The sequence below is a fragment of the Amycolatopsis sp. NPDC051371 genome (assembly GCF_040682155.1).
Lineage (GTDB): Bacteria > Actinomycetota > Actinomycetes > Mycobacteriales > Pseudonocardiaceae > Amycolatopsis.
Genome location: NZ_JBFBAG010000035.1, coordinates 45,195 through 65,693 on the forward strand (window position 1 = coordinate 45,195; position 20,499 = coordinate 65,693).

A 20,499-nucleotide genomic window follows, 5' to 3' on the forward strand; every position below is an offset into this window, starting at 1 on the left:
GTGTTAACTAGCGGAAGACCGTTCAGTGAAACCCGTTAACTTGACCGATGAGGCCAGGTGAGCGACCGCTCACTCGACAAAGATCAAGATCACGCCGACCCTGCGGCCGCTTGCACAGAACGATAACTTGTTCTAGTTTTTGAGTTACTGGACAGCGTTACCCGACGAAAGGGACGACATGGGCGTGCCGGTCATCGTCGAAGCCGTGCGGACCCCGATCGGCAAGCGCGGCGGGCTGCTGGCCGGCCTGCACGCGGCCGAGCTGCTGGGCGCCGCGCAGCTGGCCCTGCTCGACCGCGCCGGGATCGACCCGGCCCTGGTCGAGCAGCTGATCGGCGGCTGCGTCACGCAAGCCGGCGAGCAGTCCGGCAACGTCACGCGCACGGCGTGGCTGCACGCGGGCCTGCCGGAGACGGCCGGCGCGACCACGATCGACGCCCAGTGCGGCTCGGCGCAGCAGGCGACCCACCTGGTCGCGGGCCTGATCGCTGCGGACGCGATCGAGGTGGGCGTCGCGTGCGGGGTCGAGGCGATGAGCCGGGTGCCGCTGGGCGCGAACCGGGGTGACGGCTCGCCGCGGCCGTCGTCGTGGTCGATCGACCTGCCCAACCAGTACGGCGCGGCGGAGCGGATCGCCGTCCGGCGCGGGCTGACGCGGGCCGACGTCGACGCGTTCGGCGCCGCGTCCCAGCAGAAGGCGGCGGCCGCGTGGGAGGCCGGGCACTTCGACCGCGAAGTGGTGCCGGTGAAGGCCCCGGTCCTGTCGGAGTCGGGTGCGTTGACGGGAGAGACGCGCCTGGTCGGCCGCGACCAGGGCCTGCGTGAGACGACGGCCGAAGGCCTGGCGCGGTTGAAGCCGGTGGTGGAGGACGGCGTCCACACGGCGGGGACGTCGTCGCAGATCTCCGACGGCGCGGCGGCGCTGCTCCTGATGGACTCTTCGCGGGCTTCTTCGCTCGGACTGCGTCCCCGAGCCCGGATCGTGGCGCAGGCCTTGGTCGGCGCGGAGCCGTACTACCACCTGGACGGCCCGATCCGCGCGACCGAGCGGGTGCTCGCTCGCGCCGGGATGACGATCGCCGACCCGGACCTGTTCGAGGTGAACGAGGCTTTCGCGTCGGTGGCCCTGTCGTGGCAGCGGACGCTTTCGCCGGACGAGTCGCGCGTGAACGTCAACGGCGGCGCGATCGCGCTGGGTCACCCGGTGGGGAGCACCGGGGCCCGGCTGCTGACGACGGCGTTGCACGAGCTGGAGCGCCGGGACGCGTCGACGGCGCTGGTGACGATGTGCGCCGGGGGCGCGCTCGCGACGGCGACGATCATCGAACGGCTCTAGCGTCCCCTCGATCCCGGTCCTCGAGCGCGGGTCCGCCGGGCGGACGTTCGCGAAAGCCTTGCGCAGCACCGGCCCGGCGGCGCCGGGGGGGGCGACCACCGCGACGCCCACTTCGTTGTCTGTGCTTGACTTCAAGGCATGATCTCGGAGAGCCGTTGCCCGGTGGAGGACGGCGAGCTCCTCGTCCGCCGCGGCGGCGAGGGCCCGGCGCTGCTGCTGATCGCGGGCGGCACCGGGGCGGGTGACTCCTACCGCGCGCTGGCGAAGCAGCTGTACGCGGACTACACCGTCATCACGTACGACCGGCGCGGCCACTTCGGCAGCACGGACACCACCACGGGCCCGGTCCCGGTGTCGCGCCAGGCCGACGACGCGCTGGCGGTGCTGGAGCACGCGACCGACGGCCCGGCGCTGGTGTTCGGCTCGAGCGCGGGCGCGCTGATCGGCCTCGACCTGGTGGCCCGGTTCCCGAGCCGCGTGACGACGCTGGTCGCGCACGAACCCCCGGCGGTGCACCTGATGCCGGACGCGGGCGGCTGGCTCGAAGCGGCCGCGGAACAGGTCCGGCTGGCCCGTTCGGGTGAGCTGCTGACGGCGGTGACGCGCTTCGCCGACGCGATCGCGGGCGCGGCCCTGCCCGACCTGCCGAACCTGCGCCTCCCGCACGAGGCCGACTGGATCCGGCTGTTCGACCGCGAGCTGACGGAGTTCTTCGACTACCTGCCGGACCTGCGCGCCCTGCGCAAGGCGAGCACGGAGCTGATCCCGGCAGCGGGCGAAGGCAGCCGCGGGCGCTACCACTACCAGCCGGCGAAGATCCTGGCGCTGGAGCTGGGGCTGCCGTTCACCGAGATGCCGGGGGCCCACCTGGCGCCGCAACGGAACCCGGCGAAGTTCGCGGTGGCGTTGAAGGACCTGCTCAGCCCAGAGGGTTGACCCGGTTTCCGGTACTGCGCGGGGTTCCGGGCGCTGTACCGTGCGAGTCGGCGCATCCGACCCGGCTGCGCCGGAAGCTCTCGACCACGCGAACCACCCGGGAGCAGGGAGTCGCATGGCGCAGGCCGGTCAGCTGCACCTCAACCAGGCGCTCATGCGGATCCCGCGCCGGGCGGAAAGCGCCGATCGCTCGACGCTGGCCGCCACCTACGTCGCCGCCGGCTCCTTCTCCGCCCTGATCAACTCGACCGACCACCAGGTCCTCTTCGGCCGGCGCGGCACCGGCAAGACCCACGGGCTGCTGCACCTCCACGACCTCGTCGAGCAGACCGGCGACGTCCCGATCTCCCTGGACCTGCGCACGATCGGATCGACCGGCGGCCTGTACTCCAACGTGTCGCTGAGCCCCGCCCAACGCGGCACGCAGCTGCTCGTCGACACCCTCGAAGCGGTCCACGACCAGCTCCTCGCCCTGGCCGTGGACGGGCAGGTGGCCGACCAGGACGGGTTCCTGCGCGGTCTCGACGCACTGGTTGCCGCCGCGACCGAGGTCGAGGTCGTCGGCGAGACGACCCGGGAGCAGACCAGCAGGGCCGCCGACGAGCGCCGGAGCGGGCTCGAGGCGTCGCTCGGCCGCCAGGCCGGGATCAAGGGTTCGTTGCGCCACCGGGCTTCCACGACCGAGTCCAGCCGGCAGCTGCGCACCGGCGTCGAGCAGCACCGGGTGATGTTCGGCCCGCTCAGCCGGGCGATCCAGGCCGTCGCGGACGGGATCCGGCCGGCGCGGCTCTGGCTGCTCCTCGACGAATGGAGCAGCGTCCCGCTCGACCTGCAGCCGTTCCTCGCGGATCTCTTGCGCCGCAGCATCCTGCCGATCCGCGGCATCACCGTGAAGATCGCCGCCATCGAGCACCGCGCCCGGTTCTTCGTCCCCGTCCACGGCGACTACCTGGGGATCGAGGTGGGCTCGGACGCGGCGTCCACGGTGAGCCTCGACGACGCCCTGGTGTTCGACCAGTCCCGCGAACGGGCCCAGGCGTTCTTCCTCCAGCTGTTCCACAACCACGTCCGGCCGGTCCTGGAGACGATGCTGCGGACGGAGGCGCCCGGGATCGACGAGTTCGCGAAGGGCGCCTTCCAGGAGGGCGCGTTCCCCGAGCTGGTCCGGGCCGCCGAGGGTGTCCCCCGCGACGCGATCAACATCGCCGCGCTGGCCGCCCAGCACGCCCACACCGACCGGATCGGCCGGTCCCACGTGCGCCGGGCGGCGCGCGACTGGTACCTGCGGGACAAGAAGATCGCGGTCAGCAGGGACGAGGACGCCGACCGGCTGCTGGCGCTCCTGGTGGACGAGGTCGTCGGCCGGCGCCGGTCCCGCACCTTCCTGCTGCCCGCGGCGGACCGCCCGGCCACGATCGACCGGCTGTGCGACGCGCGCTTGCTCCACGTCGTGCGCCGGGGCGTGGTCGATCCCCGGCACCCGGGACGGCTCTACGACGGCTTCGCCATCGACTACGGCTGCTACGTCGCTCTGCTCACCGACGACACCAAAGCCGTGCCCGCCGACGTCTTCCGCTTCGACAAGGCCGTCGTCGACCTCGCCCGGCTGGCGCCCTGAGGACGTCAGACCACCCGGACCCCGTCCTTCCAGACCTCCCGGATGTTCGAGGCCAGCGCCGGGAAGTCGTACGGATCCCCCGCCACCACCACGAGATCCGCCCGCAGCCCCGGCTCGATCCGCCCCAGCTCGCCGTCGAGCCCCATCAGCCGCGCGGCCGAGGACGTCGTCGCCTCCAGGACGTCCGCCTGGGTCATGCCGCACGCCGCCATCAGGGCCAGCTCCTCCAGGTTCGTGCCGTGCGGCCCGACCCCGCTGTCCGTCCCCATCGCGATCCGGACGCCGGCCGCATACGCGCGACGGACCGAATCCCGGTGCACCTCCACCACCTCGCGCGCCTTCGCCACCACCGACGCCGGCAGATCCACCCCGGCGTCGGCCGCGCGGACCACGTTGACCGGGGCGATCAGCGTCGGGACCAGCCACGTCCCGTGGCCCAGCATCAGCTCGATCGCCTCGTCGTCGAGGTAGATGCCGTGCTCGATCGAGCGCACGCCCGCCCGGACCGCGTTCTTGATGCCCGCCGCGCCCTGGGCGTGCGCCATCACCGGGCGCCCCTGCATCGCCGCCTCGGCGACCAGGACCTCCAGCTCCTCCGGCGTGTATTGCGAGTGCCGCGGGTCGTCGCGCGGGGAAAGCACGCCGCCGGTCGTGCACACCTTCAGCACGTCCGCGCCCGCGCGCAGCAGCGTCCGCGCGACCCGGCGGATCTCGTCGGGGCCGTCGGCCGTCGCGTCCGGGCGGCCCGGGTGCGGGACCAGCAGCGGAACGCAGATGCTCGACGGGTTCCAGCTGTCGCCGTGCCCGCCAGTCTGGCTGATCAGCCCGATCGAGATCTGCAGCCGCGGCCCCGGGATCAGCCCGTCGTCGACCGCCTGCTTGATGCCGAGGTCCGCGCCCGACGCGTCGCGCACCGTCGTGATGCCCAGCCCGAGCGTCGCCCAGAGGTTCCGCGCGGCTTCGTAGAACTGGTAGGAGAACGGCTTCTGCACGCGCGACATCAGCCCGATGTCCGACACCGTGACGTGCACGTGGCAGTCGAAGAGGCCGGGCAGCAGCACCGCGCCGGAACAGTCGACGCCCTCGTCGCCGTCCAGGTCCGTGCCGACGTCGACGATCCGGCCGTGCTCGACGACGACGTCGGCCGCCGCCGGCTCCGCGCCGGTGCCGTCGAACACCGAGCCGCCGGTGAATACCGTGCGCGTCACGCCGCCTCCACGGGGGAAGTCTGTCGCCGGACCACCAGCGCCGCCAGAGCCAGCACGACGACGTTGACGCCGAGCCCGATCAGACCCACGTTGACGGTTCCGGCGAAATGAGTGTCCACAAAGGTCAGCCAGATGACGACGAGCTCACCGGCGATCAGCCCGGCGAACACCGGCCCCTTGCCGACGGGCACCCGCTTCAGGAAGCCCAGCAGGTTGGCCGGGGCCAGCTGGACCGACCCCGAGTAGGTGAGCAACAGCAGGTTGGCCAGCAGATCCGGCCGGAAGATGCCGAGCACGAGGGCAAGGGTACTCGCGAGCACAACCGTGCCGTGGTTGATCCAGAACTGCTTGCGGCCACTGCGGACGCGGACGATGTTGCGCGCCACCAGCGACGAGATGCCGATCAGGATCCCGGCCGCCGGGACCATCGCGGTGGCCGTCGCGGCGACCACGATGATTCCCGTCACCCAGCCCGGCAATGCATCCTTCGACAGGGTCAGCAATACGCCGTTCGGGTCACTCCCCTTGGGCACCACGATGATCGCGGCGAACCCCACGATCATCGGCAGCAGCAGGCACAGCTCGTAGATCGGCATCCAGGTGTAGTTGCGCCGCAGCACCTTCGGGTCGCGCGCGGACATCAGTGCCGGCCACGAGTGCGGCAACGTCATCAGCCCGACGCCGATGGCGCTGACCAGCATGCTCGTCACGAACCAGACGTGGTCGTTCGCTCCACTGTGGACGATCAGCTTCTCCGGGTGCAGCTGCTCGATCTTGTGGAACACCGCCGGGATCCCGCCCGCGAAGTGCGTCGGCACCGCGATGATCAGCACCACGAGCGCGACCAGCATGATGCCGTCCTTGAAGTAGGACGTCGCCGCGACGCCGCGCAACCCGGCCCACAGCACGAACGCGACGATCAGCACGCTGCCGGTGACCATGCTCAGCGTGCCGGACGCGCTGTCGCCGGTGACCAGCCGGACGATCAGGCCGAGCCCGGTGATCTGCAGCTGCAGGTACGGCAGCACGAACACGACGCCGAGCACCGCCGACAGCGTCCCGAGCGCCCGGCTGGAGTAGCGGTCCTCGAGGAAGTCGCCCTGGGTGAGGTAACCGCGCTCCTTGCCCAGCGTCCAGAGGCGCTTCGCGAGGAAGAACAGCACGACGTAGGCGATCGGCACGTACGGCAGCGCGTACATCGCCGCGACGCCGCCGGAGAACGCGAGCCCGGCCATGCCGAGGAAGGTGAAGGTGGTGAACACCTCCCCCGCCTGCAGGAACCACATCGTCAGCGCGCCGAAGCGGCGGCCGCCGACGGTCCATTCGGCCAGGTCGGCGACGGGCTTGCGGCGCCCGACGAAGCCGAGGACGCCGATCAGGACGATGCCGACGAGGGTGAAGGTGAGGATCACTGGTCCTCCTCCCGCCCGCGCATCAGGCGTTCGGACAGCAGCAGCGCCGGGGTGAACATGAGGCACCAGAACGCGCCCCACACGATCATCCGCGGCAGCCCGAGCCACAGCCCGGTGGTGTTGACGAACGGCAGGAACGGCATCAGGACCAGCGCGACGACCGGGAGCAGCGGGGGCCAGTGGTAGCTGCGCACGGCGTCACCCGGCCAGGAGCCCGAGGCGGCGGACGGCGAGCTCGGCCAGCAGCGCGGCACCGTCGCCGAGCACGCTGTCGTCGAAGCGGGCGCGCGGCGAATGGTTGTCCGGCGCGTTCGCCGGGTCCGTCGGGCACGCGCCGAGGAACAGGTACGCGCCGGGGACGCGTTCGAGCACGCGGGAGAAGTCCTCCGAACCGGTGATCGGGTCGGCCATCTCGGCGAACCGTTCCTCGCCGAAGACGTCACGGATCGTGTCGGCGACGAAGTCGTACGCGGCGGCGTCGTTGACCGTCGCCGGGTACTCCGGCTCGTAGGTGACGTCGATGTCGAGGCCATGCGCCTGGGCGATGCCCTGGCACACCTGCACCGCCCGCTCCCCCACCCGCGCCGCGACCTCCGGCGAGAACGACCGCAGCGTCGCCTCGAAGACCGCGTCGTCCGGGATGATGTTGCGGCGCGTGCCGGCGTGGAACGAGCCGACGGTGACCACCACCGGGTCGAAGACGTCGAAGGTGCGCGTCACCATCGTCTGCAGGGCGGTCACCATCTCGCAGGCCGCCGGGATCGGGTCGCGGGCGTCGTGCGGCGACGAGCCGTGGCCGCCGTCGCCCTTTACCCGGACCTCGAGCGCGCCCGAGGCCGCCATCAGCGTGCCGGGCCGGGCGGTGAACTGGCCCTTCGTGTAGCTGGCGGCCGAAACGTGCAGGCCGTAGGCGGCGTCGACGTGCTTGCCGGACGCCGTCAGCACGCCTTCGTCGATCATGTGGCCGGCGCCGTCCCAGCCCTCTTCGCCGGGCTGGAACATGAAGACGACGTCGCCGGGCAGGTCCGCTTTGCGCGCGGCGAGCAGCCGGGCCGCGCCGACGAGCCCCGCCGTGTGCAGGTCGTGGCCGCAGGCGTGCATGGCGCCGTCGAGGGTCGAGCTGAAGTCCTCGCCGCTGGCTTCGGTGACCGGCAGCGCATCCATGTCGCCGCGCAGGAGAACGGTGCCGCCGGGTTTGCCCCCGCGGAGGACGCCGGTGATCGACGAGAGGTTCTTGCCGAGGCTGACTTCGAGCGGCAGGCCGTCGAGGGCCGCGAGCACCCGCTCTTGGGTGCGCGGGAGGTGGAGGCCGATCTCGGGGATGCGGTGCAGGTCGCGGCGGAGGGCGACCAGGTCGGCGAGCAGGGCGGCGGCGTCCGAGCGCAGGGTCATCCGCAGATCATGCAAGTGTCGAGCACAATGGCCGGGGAAAAACACCGAAACCACCGCTGCGAGAGCTGATGAGCGAAGAATCCGCCATGTTGACCGAGCAGGACCTCAAACTGGTCGACGCGCTGCAGGCGGCCCCGCGCGCGTCGTGGTCGACGCTGGGCCGGGCGCTCGGCCTCGGCGCGGTGACCGCCGCCCGGCACTGGGACACGCTGGTCGAGCGCGGGGACGCGTGGCTCACCGCGTACATCGGCGGGGAGCTGACCGCGCAGTTGGCCCTGGCGTTCGTCGAGATCGACTGTTCGCCCGGGACGGCGCTTTCCGTGGCGTCCGCGCTGGCCGCGGACCCGCACGTGGTGACCGTCGAGTACGTGGCCGGGCCGTGCGACCTGCTCGCCCACGTCGTCGCGCCGACGCTGCGTGAGCTGGGCGCGCACGTGCTGGACCGGGTGGCCGCGGTGCCCGGGGTGACGCGGGTGCGCACGGTGCTGTCACCGCGGATGTTCACCGAGGGCAGCCGGTGGCGGGTGCGGGCGATCTCGCCGGGGCAGCGCGAGGCGCTGTCGGTGAAGCCGGTGAAGAACCGCGCGCCCCTGCGGTTCGACGACGCGGACCGGGCGCTGATCCTGGCCCTCGGCGTGGACGCCCGGGCGTCGGCGGCGGCGCTGGCGACCGAACTCGGCGTCGGCGCGACGACCGTCCGGCGCCGGCTGGACGCTTTGCTGGCCCGCGGCGCGATCCGCGTCCGGTGCGAGATCGCGCGGTCGGTCTCGCCCGCGCCGGTCACCGTGACGCTCTGGCTGCGGGTGCCGCCGGACAAGCTGGAGACGACCGCACGGTCGCTGGCGATGCTGCCGGAGGTGCGGATGTGCGCGGCGCTGACCGGGGCGGCGAACCTGATGCTGGTGGTGTGGCTGCCGTCGCAGCACGACACCCTCGCCCTGGAGGCGGTCCTCGCGGCGAAGCTGCCGTGGCTGGAGATCACCGGCCGCGCGGTGACGCTGCGGAACGTCAAGCTGATGGGCCGCCTGCTCGACGCGGCCGGACGCGGGATCGGGCGCGTGCCGCTGGACTTCTGGGCCGCGGTCCCCGTGCCGGAGCACGGGGACCGCAGCGTGGGCCGGTCCGGGGGATGAGGGGGGTGAGGTGGAGGGAAGCATCCACCGGACCGGGTCTTGGGGGCCGGGAAGTCCGGCTCGGTGACCGAGGGGCGGGCGCCGGGCCGGGAAGTCCGGGAGCGGATCTCACGTGATCGGAGCCGGGGCTCGCGTGATCTGAGGCGGATGTCGCGTGATCGTGGGCGGAACTCGGGTGCTTGGACGGTCGGTTCGCGTACCCGGAGAGTCGGTTCGCGCACTTGGACGGTCGGCTCGCGTGATTGGGGACGTGACTCGCGTGATCAGAAGCGGATGTCGCGTGACTGGGGACGGAACTCGCGTGATTGGCGACGTGACTCGCGTGATTGGGGGGCGGAACTCGTGTGGCTGGAGGGGCATCTCGCGTGACTGGAAGGGCATCTCGCGTGACTGGAAGGGCATCTCGCGTGACTGGAAGGGCATCTCGCGTGACTGGAAGGGCATCTCGCGTGACTGGGAGGGCATCTCGCGTGACTGGAGAGGCATCTCGCGTGACTGGGAGGGCATCTCGCGTGATTGGGGTGGCATGGGGAGGAGTTCCGGCTCGGTGGACTCGGGGGGTGAGGTGGAGGGAAGAACGTCCACCGGCCGGAACTCGCGGGGCGGGAGGCGCCCGCCTGTTTCCTCCTTCGCTGACCCGGCGCTGCCGGATCGGTGTGGGGTGAGGAATCCCGGCCCGGGGGGACTTGGGGGGGGTGAGGTGGAGGGAAGCGTCCACCCGGGCCGGGGCTCGGGGCGCGGGACGGGGGTCCCGCGGTACTTCGGGTGGTGCTACCGGCCCGGCGGACTGGGGGGTGAGGTGGAGGGAAGTGTCCGCCGGGCCGGGGTTCGTGGAGCGGGTCAGTACCCGCTGGAGGAGGCGGTCGCGATGGCGGCGTCGGGCCGGCGCGACGGGTCGACCTTGCAGCCATTGGGTTCGATGGCGTACCAGGTGTTCCCCGCGCCGTGGCCGGTCGCCTCGCCGGGCGCGCCGTCCCGGGCGTAGGTGTAGACGGGCCAGCCGCCGACGGTCACCTGCTTGCTCCCGTCGGCCCGGGTGATCTGGCCGACGAGGCCGGTGTCGATGTCTTCGGCGACGGTGGTCCGGCCGCCGACGAGCAGCGGTGGCCACGTCCGCGCGCAGGCGCCGTCGCAAGTGGACGATCCGGAACCCCGGCCGTCCCGGGTGAACAGGTAGAGCGTGCGGCCGGCCTGGTCCGTCAGGACCGGGCCGAGGCCGCCGATCTCGGCGGTGCCGAGGGTGGTCTGTGCGGCTGATCGGGTCCCGGCGGCCGCGGCCGCCTTCTCGCCCTCCGGCGTGATGGCCGCCCAGTCCGCGCTGACGTTCTGGCCGAGCGCGAGGCCGGAGCCGGTGTCCTTGGCGTAGCGGTACACCGGCCAGCCGCCGATGGTCACCTGCTTGCGGCCGTCGGGCCGGGTGACCAGGCTGACGAGTTGCGCGTCCACCTCCGCGGCCAGCGCCGGGGAGTCGGAGACCAGCGGTGGCCACCTTTCCGCGCAGGCGTCCACGCAGGCGACCTTCGGCGGCTTCGCGGTGTCCTTGGCGTAGCGGTAGAGCGTGTGGCCTTCGGCGTCGGCGAGGACCGCGCCGAGACCCTCCACAGTGGACGTGGCCAGCTGGGCCTGGCCGGCCCCGGAGCTCGCCTGAACCGTGCTCGCCGAGAGCTGCTGCTGAGCGCCGAGCGACACCGGCTGGACCGCACCGGACGTGGCGTACGGGTTGGTCCCGCAGGCCGCGACCAGCGCGAGACCGGCGATGGCGGCGGACAGTGCAGCGGCACTCGGACGAGCACGGTTCATCGGACGTTCTCCCTCCTGGCGTGGAGTGACTGGTGCGAAAGGGTTATTCCGCGCAGGCCTTGCCCGAGTTGATGCAGCCGACCAGGCGGTTCATGATCTTCTTGCTCATCACGTTCGCGAAGTCGTCGTGGTCGGACCGCGGGTTGTGCTTCTCCTGGGCGAAGGCGTCCACTTTGTACTGGCCGTTCTGCTGGACGTCCTGCGGGACGTCGTAGACCAGCGTCACCTGCAGCTGGGGCACGTTCTTGAAGCCCTGGGGGCACTTGCCCTGCTGGTTCGCGAACACGATGTGCGTGCGGTGGTTCGCGCTGTCGGTGTTCTTGCCGTCCCAGCAGTTCGGGAAGGCATGGATGCGCTCGACCTTGCTGCCCTGCGGGCAGATCGGGTAGAGGTCGGTCAGGCGGTCCTCGAACCCGGTGCAGGTCCAGCTGGGCCGGGCGTTGGCCGGGCCGTTGGTGCTCTGCTTGGCGTCACCGTAGAGGACGCGGAGGCCCAGCGGCATCGCGACGACGTTCTGCGCGCCACCGCCGATGAACTTCAGCGTCGCGGACTCCGGCTCGACGATCTCGCCGTCGTTGTCGCCGACCTCTTCGTTCGCGCCCTCGGGCCCGCCGAGCTCCTCGGCCGGCGGTGCGGCGGCCGAGCTGCTCTGGTTGCCGTTCTGGCCGCCGTTGTTCTGACCACCGTTCTGGCCACCGTTGTTCTTGCCGCCGTTGTTGTTCTGGCCGCCGTTCTGGCCGCCTCGACGGCGGTCCTGGGCCTGTTGCTGATCCTGCTGGCCCTGGTCGCCCTGCTGCTGGGCGCTCTGGTCACCGGAGCGGGTCGCGCCGCCACCGGTGTTCCGGCGCTTCTGCTGCTGCCCGTTCTGGTCCTGGGTGTTCTGGTCCTGGGCGTTCGGGTCCTGCTGGTCCTGCGCGTTCTGGTCCTGCGCGTCCTGGCCCTGCTGGTCCTGAGCGTCCTGATCCTGGGCGTCCTGGCCCTGGCCGGCGTCGTCCGCGGCCTGCGCGTCCTTGGCGCTCTGGTCCTGCTGGACGTCGCCGGTCTTGCCCTGCTGCTTCTGCTGGGCCTGCTGGTTCTCGTTCTGGTTGGCCGCGTCGTCTTCGCGGTCGATGCGGATCACGGGCCAGAAGTAGGCCGACTGGTCACCGTTCTTGCAGGTGGTGTCGCCGGCGAGCAGGCTCTTGAGGCTCGAGTCGGCGTCGGTGGTCACGTTGCCGACGTAGTCGTGCAGGTGCTGGGCACCGTTCTTGATCCCGGGCTGGGCGATGAAGTTGTCCGGGTTGTGGTGCGCGCCGTCCGCGTTCGTTCCACAGTCGACGGTGAAGGATCCTTGCGCACCCTTCTTCTTCAAGGCCGCGTTGACGTTGTTGCCGGCGGGAACCTTGTTGATGTCGATGAAGAACGACGGGTCCGCGGGGTCCGCGCTGGCCTCACCTGTGCGGCCCGTGGTGACCGCGACGGCGAGTGCGCCGACGGCGATCGCCAGGCCGAGCGCGCCCATCGCGATCTTGGTTCGGCGGGCGACGCGATGCTTGCCCGTCACGGGGGACCGAGACTGGTTCCGGGCCATAGACTAGTTCACCTCGTTCGTTATTCCGGGCACGCCGAATAGCGCGGCGGCCCGGGCAAGAACTACCGTTGGTTTGAGGTCGAGATCGCACGGAACCCGCGGGGGGCTTGTGGTTCCGGCTGTCGGGATGCATCGGGGGATGCATTGGGGGATACGGACGTGAGCGGCCCGAGGTTCAAAAGCGACCAGCCCGTTATCTGTTCGTTATCAAGCGAAGCGCAACCGGACGCCATTCACCCAGGTCATGGCGTTGCGACCGGGAAATGAAAACTTTCTTGCCGCGCCGGAACGCGGTGGACGACTGGTTCATGTCTTGAACCACGCCTCATCCGGGACCGTGGTTCACGACAGGCACCGGACGGCGCACAGGCGGCGACCAGGCCGGATCGGGTGTTTCCCGGGCGTCGGCATGTCTTGAATGACTCATTCAGGACACCCGAAGACCTGAATGAGTCATTCAAGACGTTGGTGGAGCCGGCGGCGAGCGCGTGACCAGGACTTTGCCGGAGCCACCGCGCCGGACGCGATGGACGAGTCGTTCAGGACCTCGGAGAGCGCGAAGGACGAGTCAGCGCTGCACGACGACGAGGACCGTGCCGTCGTCGCCGCGGACCTCGAAGCGGGAGATCTGGTCCATCGCCAGCGAAATGGAACCCTGCAGCCGCAACGGGTCCGGGGAGCCGGGGATGCCGAAGCCCTTGGGCGGCACCGACCAGCCGGACACGACGCGGGCGTCACCGGTCGTCGAGATGGCGAACAGCTGGCACTTCAACGGCCCGACGATGCCGCGCAGCTCGAGGTCGACGCGGCTGCCCCACTCCACCGGGGACACCGTGACGACCGCGCTGACCGCGGACCCGCCGCTGCCACTGCCGCGGCCGTAGGTCTGGCCGCCGCCCGGCTGGCCGGACGCGCCGGTGGACGGCGCCGGGACACTCGTCGCCAGGACGCTCGTCGCCGGCGGGGGCTGCTTGGTGCTCGGGGCGGCGAGGGACGCGGGCGGGACGGCGTCGGCCGGCCGGACCGCGAGGGTCACCAGCGGGCCGGCCACGACGAGCGCGGCGGCCGCGGCGCCGGCGATGATGCCGAGCCGCTTGCGGCGGCGGCGCTTCACCGAGGCCTCTTCCATCAGGCCGCGCAGCACGCGGGGCCCGGGAGCGAGGGTGCGCGGGCCGGGCGCGGGCATCGGGGGCTCCGGCCAGCTGCGCTTCACGAGGTCGAGGACGTCCGGCAGCTGGTAGAGCTCGATCAGGTCGAGCTGGCAGTGCGGGCAATTCATGAGGTGGGCTTCGAACTGGGTGTTCTCGGCCTCGCTGAGGACGCCGAGCACGTACGCGGCGACGTCGGTGTGTGCGGACCCGGCCACCCTCAGTTCACCCCCGCTCACGCAAGGACCGGCGCAGCGCGCGGACGGCGTGGTGGATGCGGGACTTGATGGTGCCCGGCGGCACGCCGAGGGTCGCCGCCACCTCGTTCACGGTGCGATCGCGCAGGTAGGTCTGCTGGATGGCCTCCCGCTGCTCGGGCGAAAGGCCCTGCAGCGCTTCGTAAACGATCATCGCGGCGAGCGTCCGGTCCGACTCGTCGGACACCGCGATCGCGTCGGATTCGATCTCCTCGAGCTCCTGGGGGCGCACGCTCCGGCTGCGCCAGCCGTCGATGACGGTGCGGCGCGCCACCGTGAACAACCACGCGCGCAGCATCTCCGGCTGGCGGTCGAGCTTGTCCGCGTTCCGCCACGCCTTGATCAGGGTCTCCTGCACGACGTCTTCGGCCCACTGCCGGTCGTGGCCGGTCAGCCGGAGCGCGAACGCCATGAGGGACCCGCCGAACTCCTGGTAGAGCGCCTTCGCCAGATCGTCATGGGCGTCGTCGGTCCCACCAACGACTTCCTGATGATCTTCGACGGGTCTCAGCGCTCGAGTGTGCCGTCCCACGCGGGACATCCTGGTGGGCCGGACGGCCTACGTCTAGTACCAAATGCCGCAACCCGGGGGGCAAAACTTTTTTGAACCGTTTCCCTACCGTGTCCGTATCCCCTACCGAAGACCCCCGACAACGCGTTGTCCCCCGCAACGCTCCGCATCCACTCCGGACTGAGTGTCCACTGTGGATCTTTCGCGCGCATTTCCGCCTCACCCCAGGCTACTGCGCGTAGTCATGCCCTCCGGAGGAGCAGTGATACGCATTCCCCGTACGGTGGTCCCCGCCGCCGTGTGCCTCACCGCACTCGCCCTGCTCACCGCGTGTACCGCCGGCGCTGCCACCACCTCGGGTGGTTACGCCGCAGGTGGCGGTGCCGGTATGCAGATGCCCGGTATGCAGGCCCCGATGACCCTCGCCATGCCGCAGCCCATCACCGCCAACCCGAACGACCCGATGAAGAGCCAGCTCAGGGGCGCGAAGACCTTCGACCTCGGCCTGATGCTCGTCGACGGGACCGGCTACACGATCTACCGCTACGACCGCGACACGACCAACCCGTCGCGGTCGAACTGCAACGACGCCTGCGCGGCCAAGTGGATCCCGGTCAAGGTCGGTGGTCCCGCGCCGATCGACGTCGACCAGTCGCTGATCGGGCAGATCACCCGTGACGACGGCACCCAGCAGGCGACCCTCGCCGGCTGGCCGCTGTACCACTTCACCGGTGACAGCGAACCGGCCGACACGTCCGGTCAGGGCGCCGAGCAGTCCTGGTACCCGATCACGCCCGACGGCAAGAAGATCACGCTGACCCAGGACGAGTGGAGGATCAATGCTTTCGGCATCTGAGTACGCCGGGCTCGAGTTCGCTCCGCCGTCCCCGCTCGAGCGTTCCCGCCCGCTGGTCCGGATCCTGTTCGTGCTGGTCGCGGTGCTGACCCTGCTCGCTTCGGTGTCCCCGGCGTCGATCGCCCAGACGAACGCCGTCTCGCCCGAAGACGCCATCCTGCTGACCAAGGTCCGCCAGGCCGGGCTGTGGGAGATGCCCTCGGGCATGATGGCGATGCAGAAGGGCAGCCCGAAGGTCCAGGCGATCGGCTTCGCGATCATGATGGACCACGGCCGGCTCGACGTCGGGACCCGCGCGTTGTCGGCGAAGTTCAACTCGCCGGTGCCCGACCAGCCGTCGGACGAGCAGCGCGGCTGGCTCCTCGAAGAGATGCAGGCGCCCCCCGGGCCGTCGTTCGACAGCGTCTTCGCCAACCGGCTGCGCGCGGCGCACGGCCAGGTCTTCGCCGTCCTCGCGCAGCTGCGCGCCGGCACCCGCAACGAGGACGTGCGGGCGTTCGCGACCGTCGGCAACCAGGCCGTCCTGCGGCACATGACGATGCTCGAGAGCAGCGGCATGGTCGACTACACCGCACTCCCCGCGCCGGCCGTCTCCACCACGGCCGCGCCGGTGGGGCAGCCGCTCGGTCTCGACACGTCCCAGATCGCCGTGGTGGCGGCGCTGTTCCTCCTGGTCGGCGGCGGCCTCTTCTACGTGCTGCGCCAGATCAAGGGCAACCGCGGCCGCGCCCGTGCCACGCGCCGGCCGGCCACCGTCAGAACCGGGGGTAGCCATGGTTGAGACCTGGCACGACGCGACGATCTTCCTCACGCAGCAGTTCCAGCCGAAGACCGACCCGGCGGCCCGCGGCCTCGCGGCCTTCGCCGCCCGGGCGTCCTACGCGGCGATGATGCTGACGCTCACCTGGGGTGTGCTCACCGCCACCGGCTGGGTGCGCTCGGTCACCGGCCGCAAGGCGCTCCGCAGCTCCCACATGGTGCTGGCCACCGGGACGCTGATCTTCGGCGGCGTCCACGCGCTGGGCTTCTTCTACCTGACGGTCCAGCCCTACAGCCTGCAGTACCTGTTCCTCCCCTTCCTGTCGGGCCAGGAGACCCGGCACAGCATCGGCATCGTCGGCTTCGAGGTCATGCTGGCCATCGCGCTCACCGCCGGCCTGCAGCGGTTCACCTCCTACCGCCGCTGGCTGTGGCTGCACCGCTGCGCCTACCCGGCCGTCGCGCTGACCGCGCTGCACGCGTGGTTCGGCTCGATCGCCAACGGCCACCTCGCGGTCGTCTGGCTGGGCGGTATCACGCTGCTCGTCCCGGCGGTCACGACGTCGCTGCTGCGGTTCATGCCCGCGCGGACCCTCGAACGCATCGGACTCGTGGAAGAGCAGGTGGCTTGACATGCCCTTCCGTTTGCCCGGTGGCGGGCCCCGGATCAGCGTCGACAACGACCGGTGCGAGCTCTACGGCATCTGCGCCATGGAGGCGCCGGACGTGTTCGACCTCGGCCAGGACGGCCGCCTGCGCTTCCACACGCGGCTGCTGGACGAAACCACGATGGAACAGGCGAAGATGGCGGCCCGCTGCTGCCCGATGCAGGCGGTCGTGATGAGAGGAGAGCTCGATGGCTGACGGCGACCGGATCGTCATCGTCGGCGCGGGTGTCGCGGGGTTGCGCGCCGCGGAACGGCTGAGGGAGCAGAACTTCGACGGCGAGATCGTCCTGATCGGCGACGAAGCCCGCCGTCCCTACCACCGGCCGATGGTCTCCAAGGCACTCGTGATGGGGACCGAACGGCCCAGCGACGTGGGCCTTTCGCACTACCTGCCGGATCTCGACGTGCACTGGCGCCTCGGCGCGCGGGTCACCCACCTCGACACCACCGAGCGGGTCGTGCACCTGCCCGGCGGCGAATCCCTCTGGTACGACGGCCTGATCGCCGCGACCGGCGTCTACCCGCGGCACCTGCCCGGGTCGCCGCGGCACGACCCGCGCGTGCGGATCCTGCGCACGGTCGAGGATTCGATGGCGGTGCGGCGCTGCCTCAACGCCAGCAAGAAGCCGGCCGTCGTGATCGGCGCCGGCCTGATCGGCAACGAGTTCGCCGCGAGCATGCGGCACATCGGCCGGGACGTCACCCTGGTCGGGCACGCGAAAGCGCCGCTGCACCGCTTCGGCGACCGCGTCTCGAACGGCGTCGTCGAGGCGCACCACGAGCACCGCGCGAAGCTCGCGATGAAGAGCGAAGTGCGGCACTGGATCAGCACGAAGGACACCGTCGGGCTGCACCTGACGAACAACCAGCTGCTGGTCGCCAGCGTCGTCGTGCTCGCCATCGGCAGCGTCCCGTCGGTCGACTGGATGCGCGGCTCCGGCCTCGACATCAGCGACGGCGTGCTCTGCGACTCGAAGCTGTTCGCCGAGGGCGCCTCCGACGTCGTCATCGCCGGCGACATCGCGCGCTGGCCGAACCTGCGGTTCGACGAGACCCCGCGGCGGGTCGAGCACTGGATCAACGCCGTCGAGTCGGCGCGGCACGCGGCGGACAACCTGCTGATGGGCCAGTCCAGCGCCAAGCCGTTCACCCCGCTCCCCCGGGCCTGGTCGACGCTGTACGACACCCGCCTGCAGATGTGCGGGATGCCCAGCCTGGCCGAGGACACCGTGACGCTGGCGGACGGCATCACCGGCTTCATCCGCGACGGCAGGCTCGTCGGCATCTCCGCGTGGGACAAGCCGCGGGCGATGCTCGACTGGATGGCCGAGCTCGACCGCCGGCTGCCCGCCCCCGAGTACGTGCCCGAGCCGGAGCCCGCGCCCGTCGCGGAGGTCCCCGAGGTCCCGGTCGTCGAACCGTCGCTCGCCGCACTGGCGGCCGACGTGCCGACGGAGGTCGACAGCGGATTCGACCAGCAGGCCTTCGAGCGCGAGTTCGAGAGCGAGTTCGCCAACAACATCCCCACGACGGCCTTCCCCGCCTTGGCGGCCCCGCCGACGACAGCGTTCGCGGCGCAGCCCGGCGGTGCGGCGCCGCCGACCATGGCGATCCCGATGGGGAGGTAGAAAGCCGGGACGTGGCTGCGCGCGGCGGCCATCGTCCCTCGCCGGTCACCACATCCCCTCCGCGGCTGGGCGGTGTGGTGACCGGCTCCCAACGTCCCCCTGCCCGCCTCGCGTCCGGTACGGACCGAGCGCCCGGCGGGCCAGAAGAGGGCCACCCCGAGGGAACCCGACGCCTTCGGGGTGGCCTTCTTCCGGCGCACCGGGCGGGGGCCCGGGGTCGAGCGTCACGGCGGTTCCGCCGCTGCGGCGTGCACGTCCGTGACGGCCTTTCCGGTGGAAGGGTATGCCGCCGGAAAGGCCGTCACGGTCGAACAGTCGGGATCGGGGTTGCACCGGTGAAGGCCGTCTCGAGGGAAACGGGAGCCCTCGGGACGGCCTTCACCTCGTCTTCGAGGTCACTCGGGAGCCCGGGGACACCCGCGACTGGGCCACGACGAGCACACCGAGGATCAGCACCGCGATCCCGACCACCCGCAGCCCGGCGTCCGCGACAAACGCCTCCGGGCCCTGGACGATCCCGACGAGCAGCGCGACCGAGGCGCCGACGAGCAGCACCGTGCCCAGCGGGTCGAGCCTGCGGTCGTGGCGCGACGACACCGGCGCAGCCCTCGCCACCAGCGCGGCGGTGCCGAGGGCGAGCGGCACGACGGCGGCGAACAGCCAGCGCCACGAGCCGGTGGTCAGGACCAGCCCGCCGCCGACGTTGCCCAGGACGCCGCCGATGCCGGTCATCGACGCCCACGTCGCGATGGTCGCGGGCTTCTTCTCCGGCGGCACGGCGTGGAGCAGCACGGCGAGCGAGTTGGGCAGGACGGCGGCGGCCCCGGCCCCGGTGAGCGCCCGGCCGGCGAGCAGCAGGACGACGTCCGGGGCCACCGCCGACAGCAGCGCGCCGGCGGCGAACAGCCCGAGCCCGGCCAGCAGGACGCCCTTGCGGCCGAACCGGTCGCCCGCCGCCCCGCCCGGGATCACCAGGCAGGCGAACACGATGACGTAGGTGTCGACGATCCAGACCAGCGCGGACGCCGACGGGTGCGGCGCGCTCGCCGCGAGCATCGGGACGGCGAGGTTGACCGCCGCGACCATGCCGACGACGAGCACCACGCAGGCGCACATGAGCGTGAGCAGGCCGCTTCTTTTCTCGAGGTGCATGAGCCCGACGGCAGGAAGCGCCCGTAGCTGCACGCCACGCAACTTCGGCAAAGCAGAGTTGCGTACGCTGCAACCATGCCCGACCAGCTCGACCTGAACCTCCTGCGCGTGTTCGACGCGCTGCTGCGGGACGGGAGCGTGACGGCGGCGGCCGAGCGCCTCCACCTGTCCATCCCGGCGACGAGCCGGGCGCTGGGCCGGCTGCGGCGCGCGATGGGCGACCCGATCCTGGTGCGCGCCGGCCGCGCGATGGCCCCGACGCCGTTCGCGCTCCGCACGGCTCCCCGGGTGCGGTCGCTGCTGGAGGAGGCGGCGTCCCTGGTCAACGTGGACTTCTCGGTCGCCGGCCTCGAGCGCACGTTCACGATCCGGATCAACGACGGCGTGGCGGCGACCCTGGCGTCGGCGGCGGTCGAAGCGACGGCGGCGGCCGCCCCGGGCGTCACGCTGCGCTTCGTCGCGGAGGGCAGCGAAAGCCCGGAGGCGCTGCGCGACGGCTCGATCGACCTCGACATCGGCGTCGGCGACGCCCCGGCGCCGGACATCCGGACCGCGGTGCTGTACCGCGAACGGCTGGTCGGCATCGTCCGCGCCGACAGCCCGCTGGGCCGCGGCCGCCGCCCGACACCGGCGCAGCTGTGCCGCCACCCGCACGTGTCGGCGTCCCGGCGCGGCCTGGCCCGCGGTCCGCTCGACGAGGCCCTGGCCGCGCTCGGCCTGCAGCGTCACGTGGCGGCGGTGGTCCCGACCTCGGCGGTGGCGACGCTGCTGGTGGCGTCGAGCGGCTACGTCGGCCTGGTGCCCCGGCGGCTCGCCGAGCAGCACGGCCCGGCGCTGGGCCTGCGCTGGTTCCCGATCCCGGTGGAGCTGCCGGAGACCGACGTGCGGCTGTACTGGCACGCCCGTCTGGACGCGGACCCGGCCCAGCGCTGGCTGCGCGACACGATCCGCGACGCCCTCCGCTGACCCAGCGCCCCGATGTGGCCTTCGGTGCTCCATCCATGCCCCCGCCACCACCCTCAACGGAGGCGCTCCGCGCCACAGCGCTGGTTCAACGCACCCAAGGCCGCATTGGGGCGCTCTGCGGGAGCCGTCCGGTGTGGCACGATTCGAGC

18 protein-coding genes and 1 pseudogene are annotated in these 20,499 nt (G+C 71.5%); 10 read left to right on the top strand and 9 right to left on the bottom strand.

Annotation, left to right across the window (positions count from 1 at the left end; all coding sequences use genetic code 11):
* The first annotated feature begins 178 nt into the window (after positions 1 to 178).
* The 3 genes from AB0M59_RS35480 to AB0M59_RS35490 all read left to right on the top strand — a co-directional run bounded on the left by AB0M59_RS35480 (position 179) and on the right by AB0M59_RS35490 (position 3,890).
* On the top strand, positions 179 to 1,336 hold the full coding sequence (locus tag AB0M59_RS35480; RefSeq protein ID WP_364624189.1) for a steroid 3-ketoacyl-CoA thiolase: 1,158 nt from the start codon (positions 179 to 181) through the stop codon (positions 1,334 to 1,336).
* Positions 1,337 to 1,474: 138 nt separating this feature from the next.
* Entirely contained in the window at positions 1,475 to 2,272 is a 798-nt protein-coding gene (locus AB0M59_RS35485) for an alpha/beta hydrolase (RefSeq protein WP_364624191.1), read from the top strand.
* A gap of 115 nt (positions 2,273 to 2,387) precedes the next feature.
* Entirely contained in the window at positions 2,388 to 3,890 is a 1,503-nt protein-coding gene (locus AB0M59_RS35490) for a hypothetical protein (RefSeq protein WP_364624193.1), read from the top strand.
* 5 nt (positions 3,891 to 3,895) lie between these two features.
* On the opposite strand, the gene AB0M59_RS35495 is transcribed toward AB0M59_RS35490, so the two are convergent.
* The 4 genes from AB0M59_RS35495 to AB0M59_RS35510 are packed head-to-tail and all read right to left on the bottom strand — an operon-like array spanning position 3,896 to position 7,902.
* Positions 3,896 to 5,098 carry an amidohydrolase family protein gene (locus AB0M59_RS35495; protein ID WP_364624195.1) on the bottom strand — a complete coding sequence of 401 codons (1,203 nt, stop codon included), beginning with the start codon at positions 5,096 to 5,098 and terminating at the stop codon, positions 3,896 to 3,898.
* Positions 5,095 to 6,510 carry a sodium:solute symporter family protein gene (locus AB0M59_RS35500; protein WP_364624197.1) on the bottom strand — a complete coding sequence of 472 codons (1,416 nt, stop codon included), beginning with the start codon at positions 6,508 to 6,510 and terminating at the stop codon, positions 5,095 to 5,097. The genes AB0M59_RS35495 and AB0M59_RS35500 overlap by 4 nt, the downstream gene beginning before the upstream one ends.
* On the bottom strand, positions 6,507 to 6,704 hold the full coding sequence (locus AB0M59_RS35505; protein ID WP_364624199.1) for a hypothetical protein: 198 nt from the start codon (positions 6,702 to 6,704) through the stop codon (positions 6,507 to 6,509). Before AB0M59_RS35505 ends, AB0M59_RS35500 begins: the two co-directional genes overlap by 4 nt.
* A 4-nt stretch (positions 6,705 to 6,708) precedes the next feature.
* A complete protein-coding gene (locus AB0M59_RS35510; protein ID WP_364624201.1) occupies positions 6,709 to 7,902 on the bottom strand; it encodes a M20 family metallopeptidase in 1,194 nt (397 codons plus the stop codon).
* A gap of 68 nt (positions 7,903 to 7,970) precedes the next feature.
* Between AB0M59_RS35510 and AB0M59_RS35515 the strand changes: the two genes are divergently transcribed.
* Positions 7,971 to 9,035, top strand: coding sequence for an Lrp/AsnC ligand binding domain-containing protein (locus AB0M59_RS35515; RefSeq protein ID WP_364624203.1), 1,065 nt, complete (start codon positions 7,971 to 7,973; stop codon positions 9,033 to 9,035).
* Between the two features lie 840 nt (positions 9,036 to 9,875).
* Here AB0M59_RS35515 and AB0M59_RS35520 read toward each other — a convergent pair.
* The 4 genes from AB0M59_RS35520 to AB0M59_RS35535 all read right to left on the bottom strand — a co-directional run bounded on the left by AB0M59_RS35520 (position 9,876) and on the right by AB0M59_RS35535 (position 14,342).
* Positions 9,876 to 10,835, bottom strand: coding sequence for an SCO0930 family lipoprotein (locus AB0M59_RS35520; protein ID WP_364624205.1), 960 nt, complete (start codon positions 10,833 to 10,835; stop codon positions 9,876 to 9,878).
* A 43-nt stretch (positions 10,836 to 10,878) separates the two neighbouring features.
* Positions 10,879 to 12,405, bottom strand: a complete 1,527-nt coding sequence (locus tag AB0M59_RS35525; RefSeq protein WP_364624207.1) for a DUF1996 domain-containing protein — start codon at positions 12,403 to 12,405, stop codon at positions 10,879 to 10,881.
* 568 nt (positions 12,406 to 12,973) lie between these two features.
* Complete coding sequence (locus tag AB0M59_RS35530; RefSeq protein ID WP_364624209.1) at positions 12,974 to 13,771, bottom strand: zf-HC2 domain-containing protein; 798 nt, start codon at positions 13,769 to 13,771, stop codon at positions 12,974 to 12,976.
* A 7-nt stretch (positions 13,772 to 13,778) separates the two neighbouring features.
* On the bottom strand, positions 13,779 to 14,342 hold the full coding sequence (locus AB0M59_RS35535) for a sigma-70 family RNA polymerase sigma factor (protein ID WP_364624211.1): 564 nt from the start codon (positions 14,340 to 14,342) through the stop codon (positions 13,779 to 13,781).
* A gap of 367 nt (positions 14,343 to 14,709) precedes the next feature.
* On the opposite strand from AB0M59_RS35535, the gene AB0M59_RS35540 reads away from it, so the two are divergent.
* The 5 genes from AB0M59_RS35540 to AB0M59_RS35560 are packed head-to-tail and all read left to right on the top strand — an operon-like array spanning position 14,710 to position 18,232.
* Positions 14,710 to 15,177: a hypothetical protein gene (locus AB0M59_RS35540; RefSeq protein WP_364624213.1), complete on the top strand. Its 468-nt coding sequence runs from the start codon at positions 14,710 to 14,712 to the stop codon at positions 15,175 to 15,177.
* Positions 15,161 to 15,958, top strand: a complete 798-nt coding sequence (locus tag AB0M59_RS35545; protein WP_364624215.1) for a DUF4142 domain-containing protein — start codon at positions 15,161 to 15,163, stop codon at positions 15,956 to 15,958. The genes AB0M59_RS35540 and AB0M59_RS35545 overlap by 17 nt, the downstream gene beginning before the upstream one ends.
* Entirely contained in the window at positions 15,951 to 16,568 is a 618-nt protein-coding gene (locus tag AB0M59_RS35550; RefSeq protein WP_364624217.1) for a ferric reductase-like transmembrane domain-containing protein, read from the top strand. The genes AB0M59_RS35545 and AB0M59_RS35550 overlap by 8 nt, the downstream gene beginning before the upstream one ends.
* A 1-nt stretch (position 16,569) precedes the next feature.
* Positions 16,570 to 16,800: a ferredoxin gene (locus AB0M59_RS35555; RefSeq protein WP_257922546.1), complete on the top strand. Its 231-nt coding sequence runs from the start codon at positions 16,570 to 16,572 to the stop codon at positions 16,798 to 16,800.
* The gene (locus AB0M59_RS35560; RefSeq protein WP_364624219.1) at positions 16,793 to 18,232 is read left to right on the top strand and encodes an FAD-dependent oxidoreductase; all 1,440 of its coding nucleotides are present in this window, start codon (positions 16,793 to 16,795) and stop codon (positions 18,230 to 18,232) included. The genes AB0M59_RS35555 and AB0M59_RS35560 overlap by 8 nt, the downstream gene beginning before the upstream one ends.
* 495 nt (positions 18,233 to 18,727) lie before the next feature.
* Here AB0M59_RS35560 and AB0M59_RS35565 read toward each other — a convergent pair.
* Positions 18,728 to 19,348, bottom strand: a pseudogene (locus AB0M59_RS35565) (MFS transporter); the annotation flags it as partial.
* 111 nt (positions 19,349 to 19,459) lie between these two features.
* Between AB0M59_RS35565 and AB0M59_RS35570 the strand changes: the two are divergent.
* The gene (locus AB0M59_RS35570) at positions 19,460 to 20,350 is read left to right on the top strand and encodes a LysR family transcriptional regulator (protein ID WP_364624221.1); all 891 of its coding nucleotides are present in this window, start codon (positions 19,460 to 19,462) and stop codon (positions 20,348 to 20,350) included.
* Positions 20,351 to 20,499: the final 149 nt, after the last annotated feature.

Bases quoted from the DNA above. Each gene is read 5' to 3' on its own strand.
- AB0M59_RS35480 (WP_364624189.1), top strand. From the start codon at position 179: ATGGGCGTGCCGGTCATCGTCGAAGCCGTGCGGACCCCGATCGGCAAG.
- AB0M59_RS35540 (WP_364624213.1), top strand. From the start codon at position 14,710: ATGCAGATGCCCGGTATGCAGGCCCCGATGACCCTCGCCATGCCGCAG.
- AB0M59_RS35545 (WP_364624215.1), top strand. From the start codon at position 15,161: ATGCTTTCGGCATCTGAGTACGCCGGGCTCGAGTTCGCTCCGCCGTCC.
- AB0M59_RS35570 (WP_364624221.1), top strand. From the start codon at position 19,460: ATGCCCGACCAGCTCGACCTGAACCTCCTGCGCGTGTTCGACGCGCTG.
- AB0M59_RS35520 (WP_364624205.1), bottom strand. From the start codon at position 10,835: ATGAACCGTGCTCGTCCGAGTGCCGCTGCACTGTCCGCCGCCATCGCC.
- AB0M59_RS35560 (WP_364624219.1), top strand. From the start codon at position 16,793: ATGGCTGACGGCGACCGGATCGTCATCGTCGGCGCGGGTGTCGCGGGG.
- AB0M59_RS35550 (WP_364624217.1), top strand. From the start codon at position 15,951: ATGGTTGAGACCTGGCACGACGCGACGATCTTCCTCACGCAGCAGTTC.
- AB0M59_RS35515 (WP_364624203.1), top strand. From the start codon at position 7,971: ATGAGCGAAGAATCCGCCATGTTGACCGAGCAGGACCTCAAACTGGTC.
- AB0M59_RS35490 (WP_364624193.1), top strand. From the start codon at position 2,388: ATGGCGCAGGCCGGTCAGCTGCACCTCAACCAGGCGCTCATGCGGATC.
- AB0M59_RS35485 (WP_364624191.1), top strand. From the start codon at position 1,475: ATGATCTCGGAGAGCCGTTGCCCGGTGGAGGACGGCGAGCTCCTCGTC.
- AB0M59_RS35555 (WP_257922546.1), top strand. From the start codon at position 16,570: ATGCCCTTCCGTTTGCCCGGTGGCGGGCCCCGGATCAGCGTCGACAAC.
- AB0M59_RS35510 (WP_364624201.1), bottom strand. From the start codon at position 7,902: ATGACCCTGCGCTCGGACGCCGCCGCCCTGCTCGCCGACCTGGTCGCC.
- AB0M59_RS35525 (WP_364624207.1), bottom strand. From the start codon at position 12,405: ATGGCCCGGAACCAGTCTCGGTCCCCCGTGACGGGCAAGCATCGCGTC.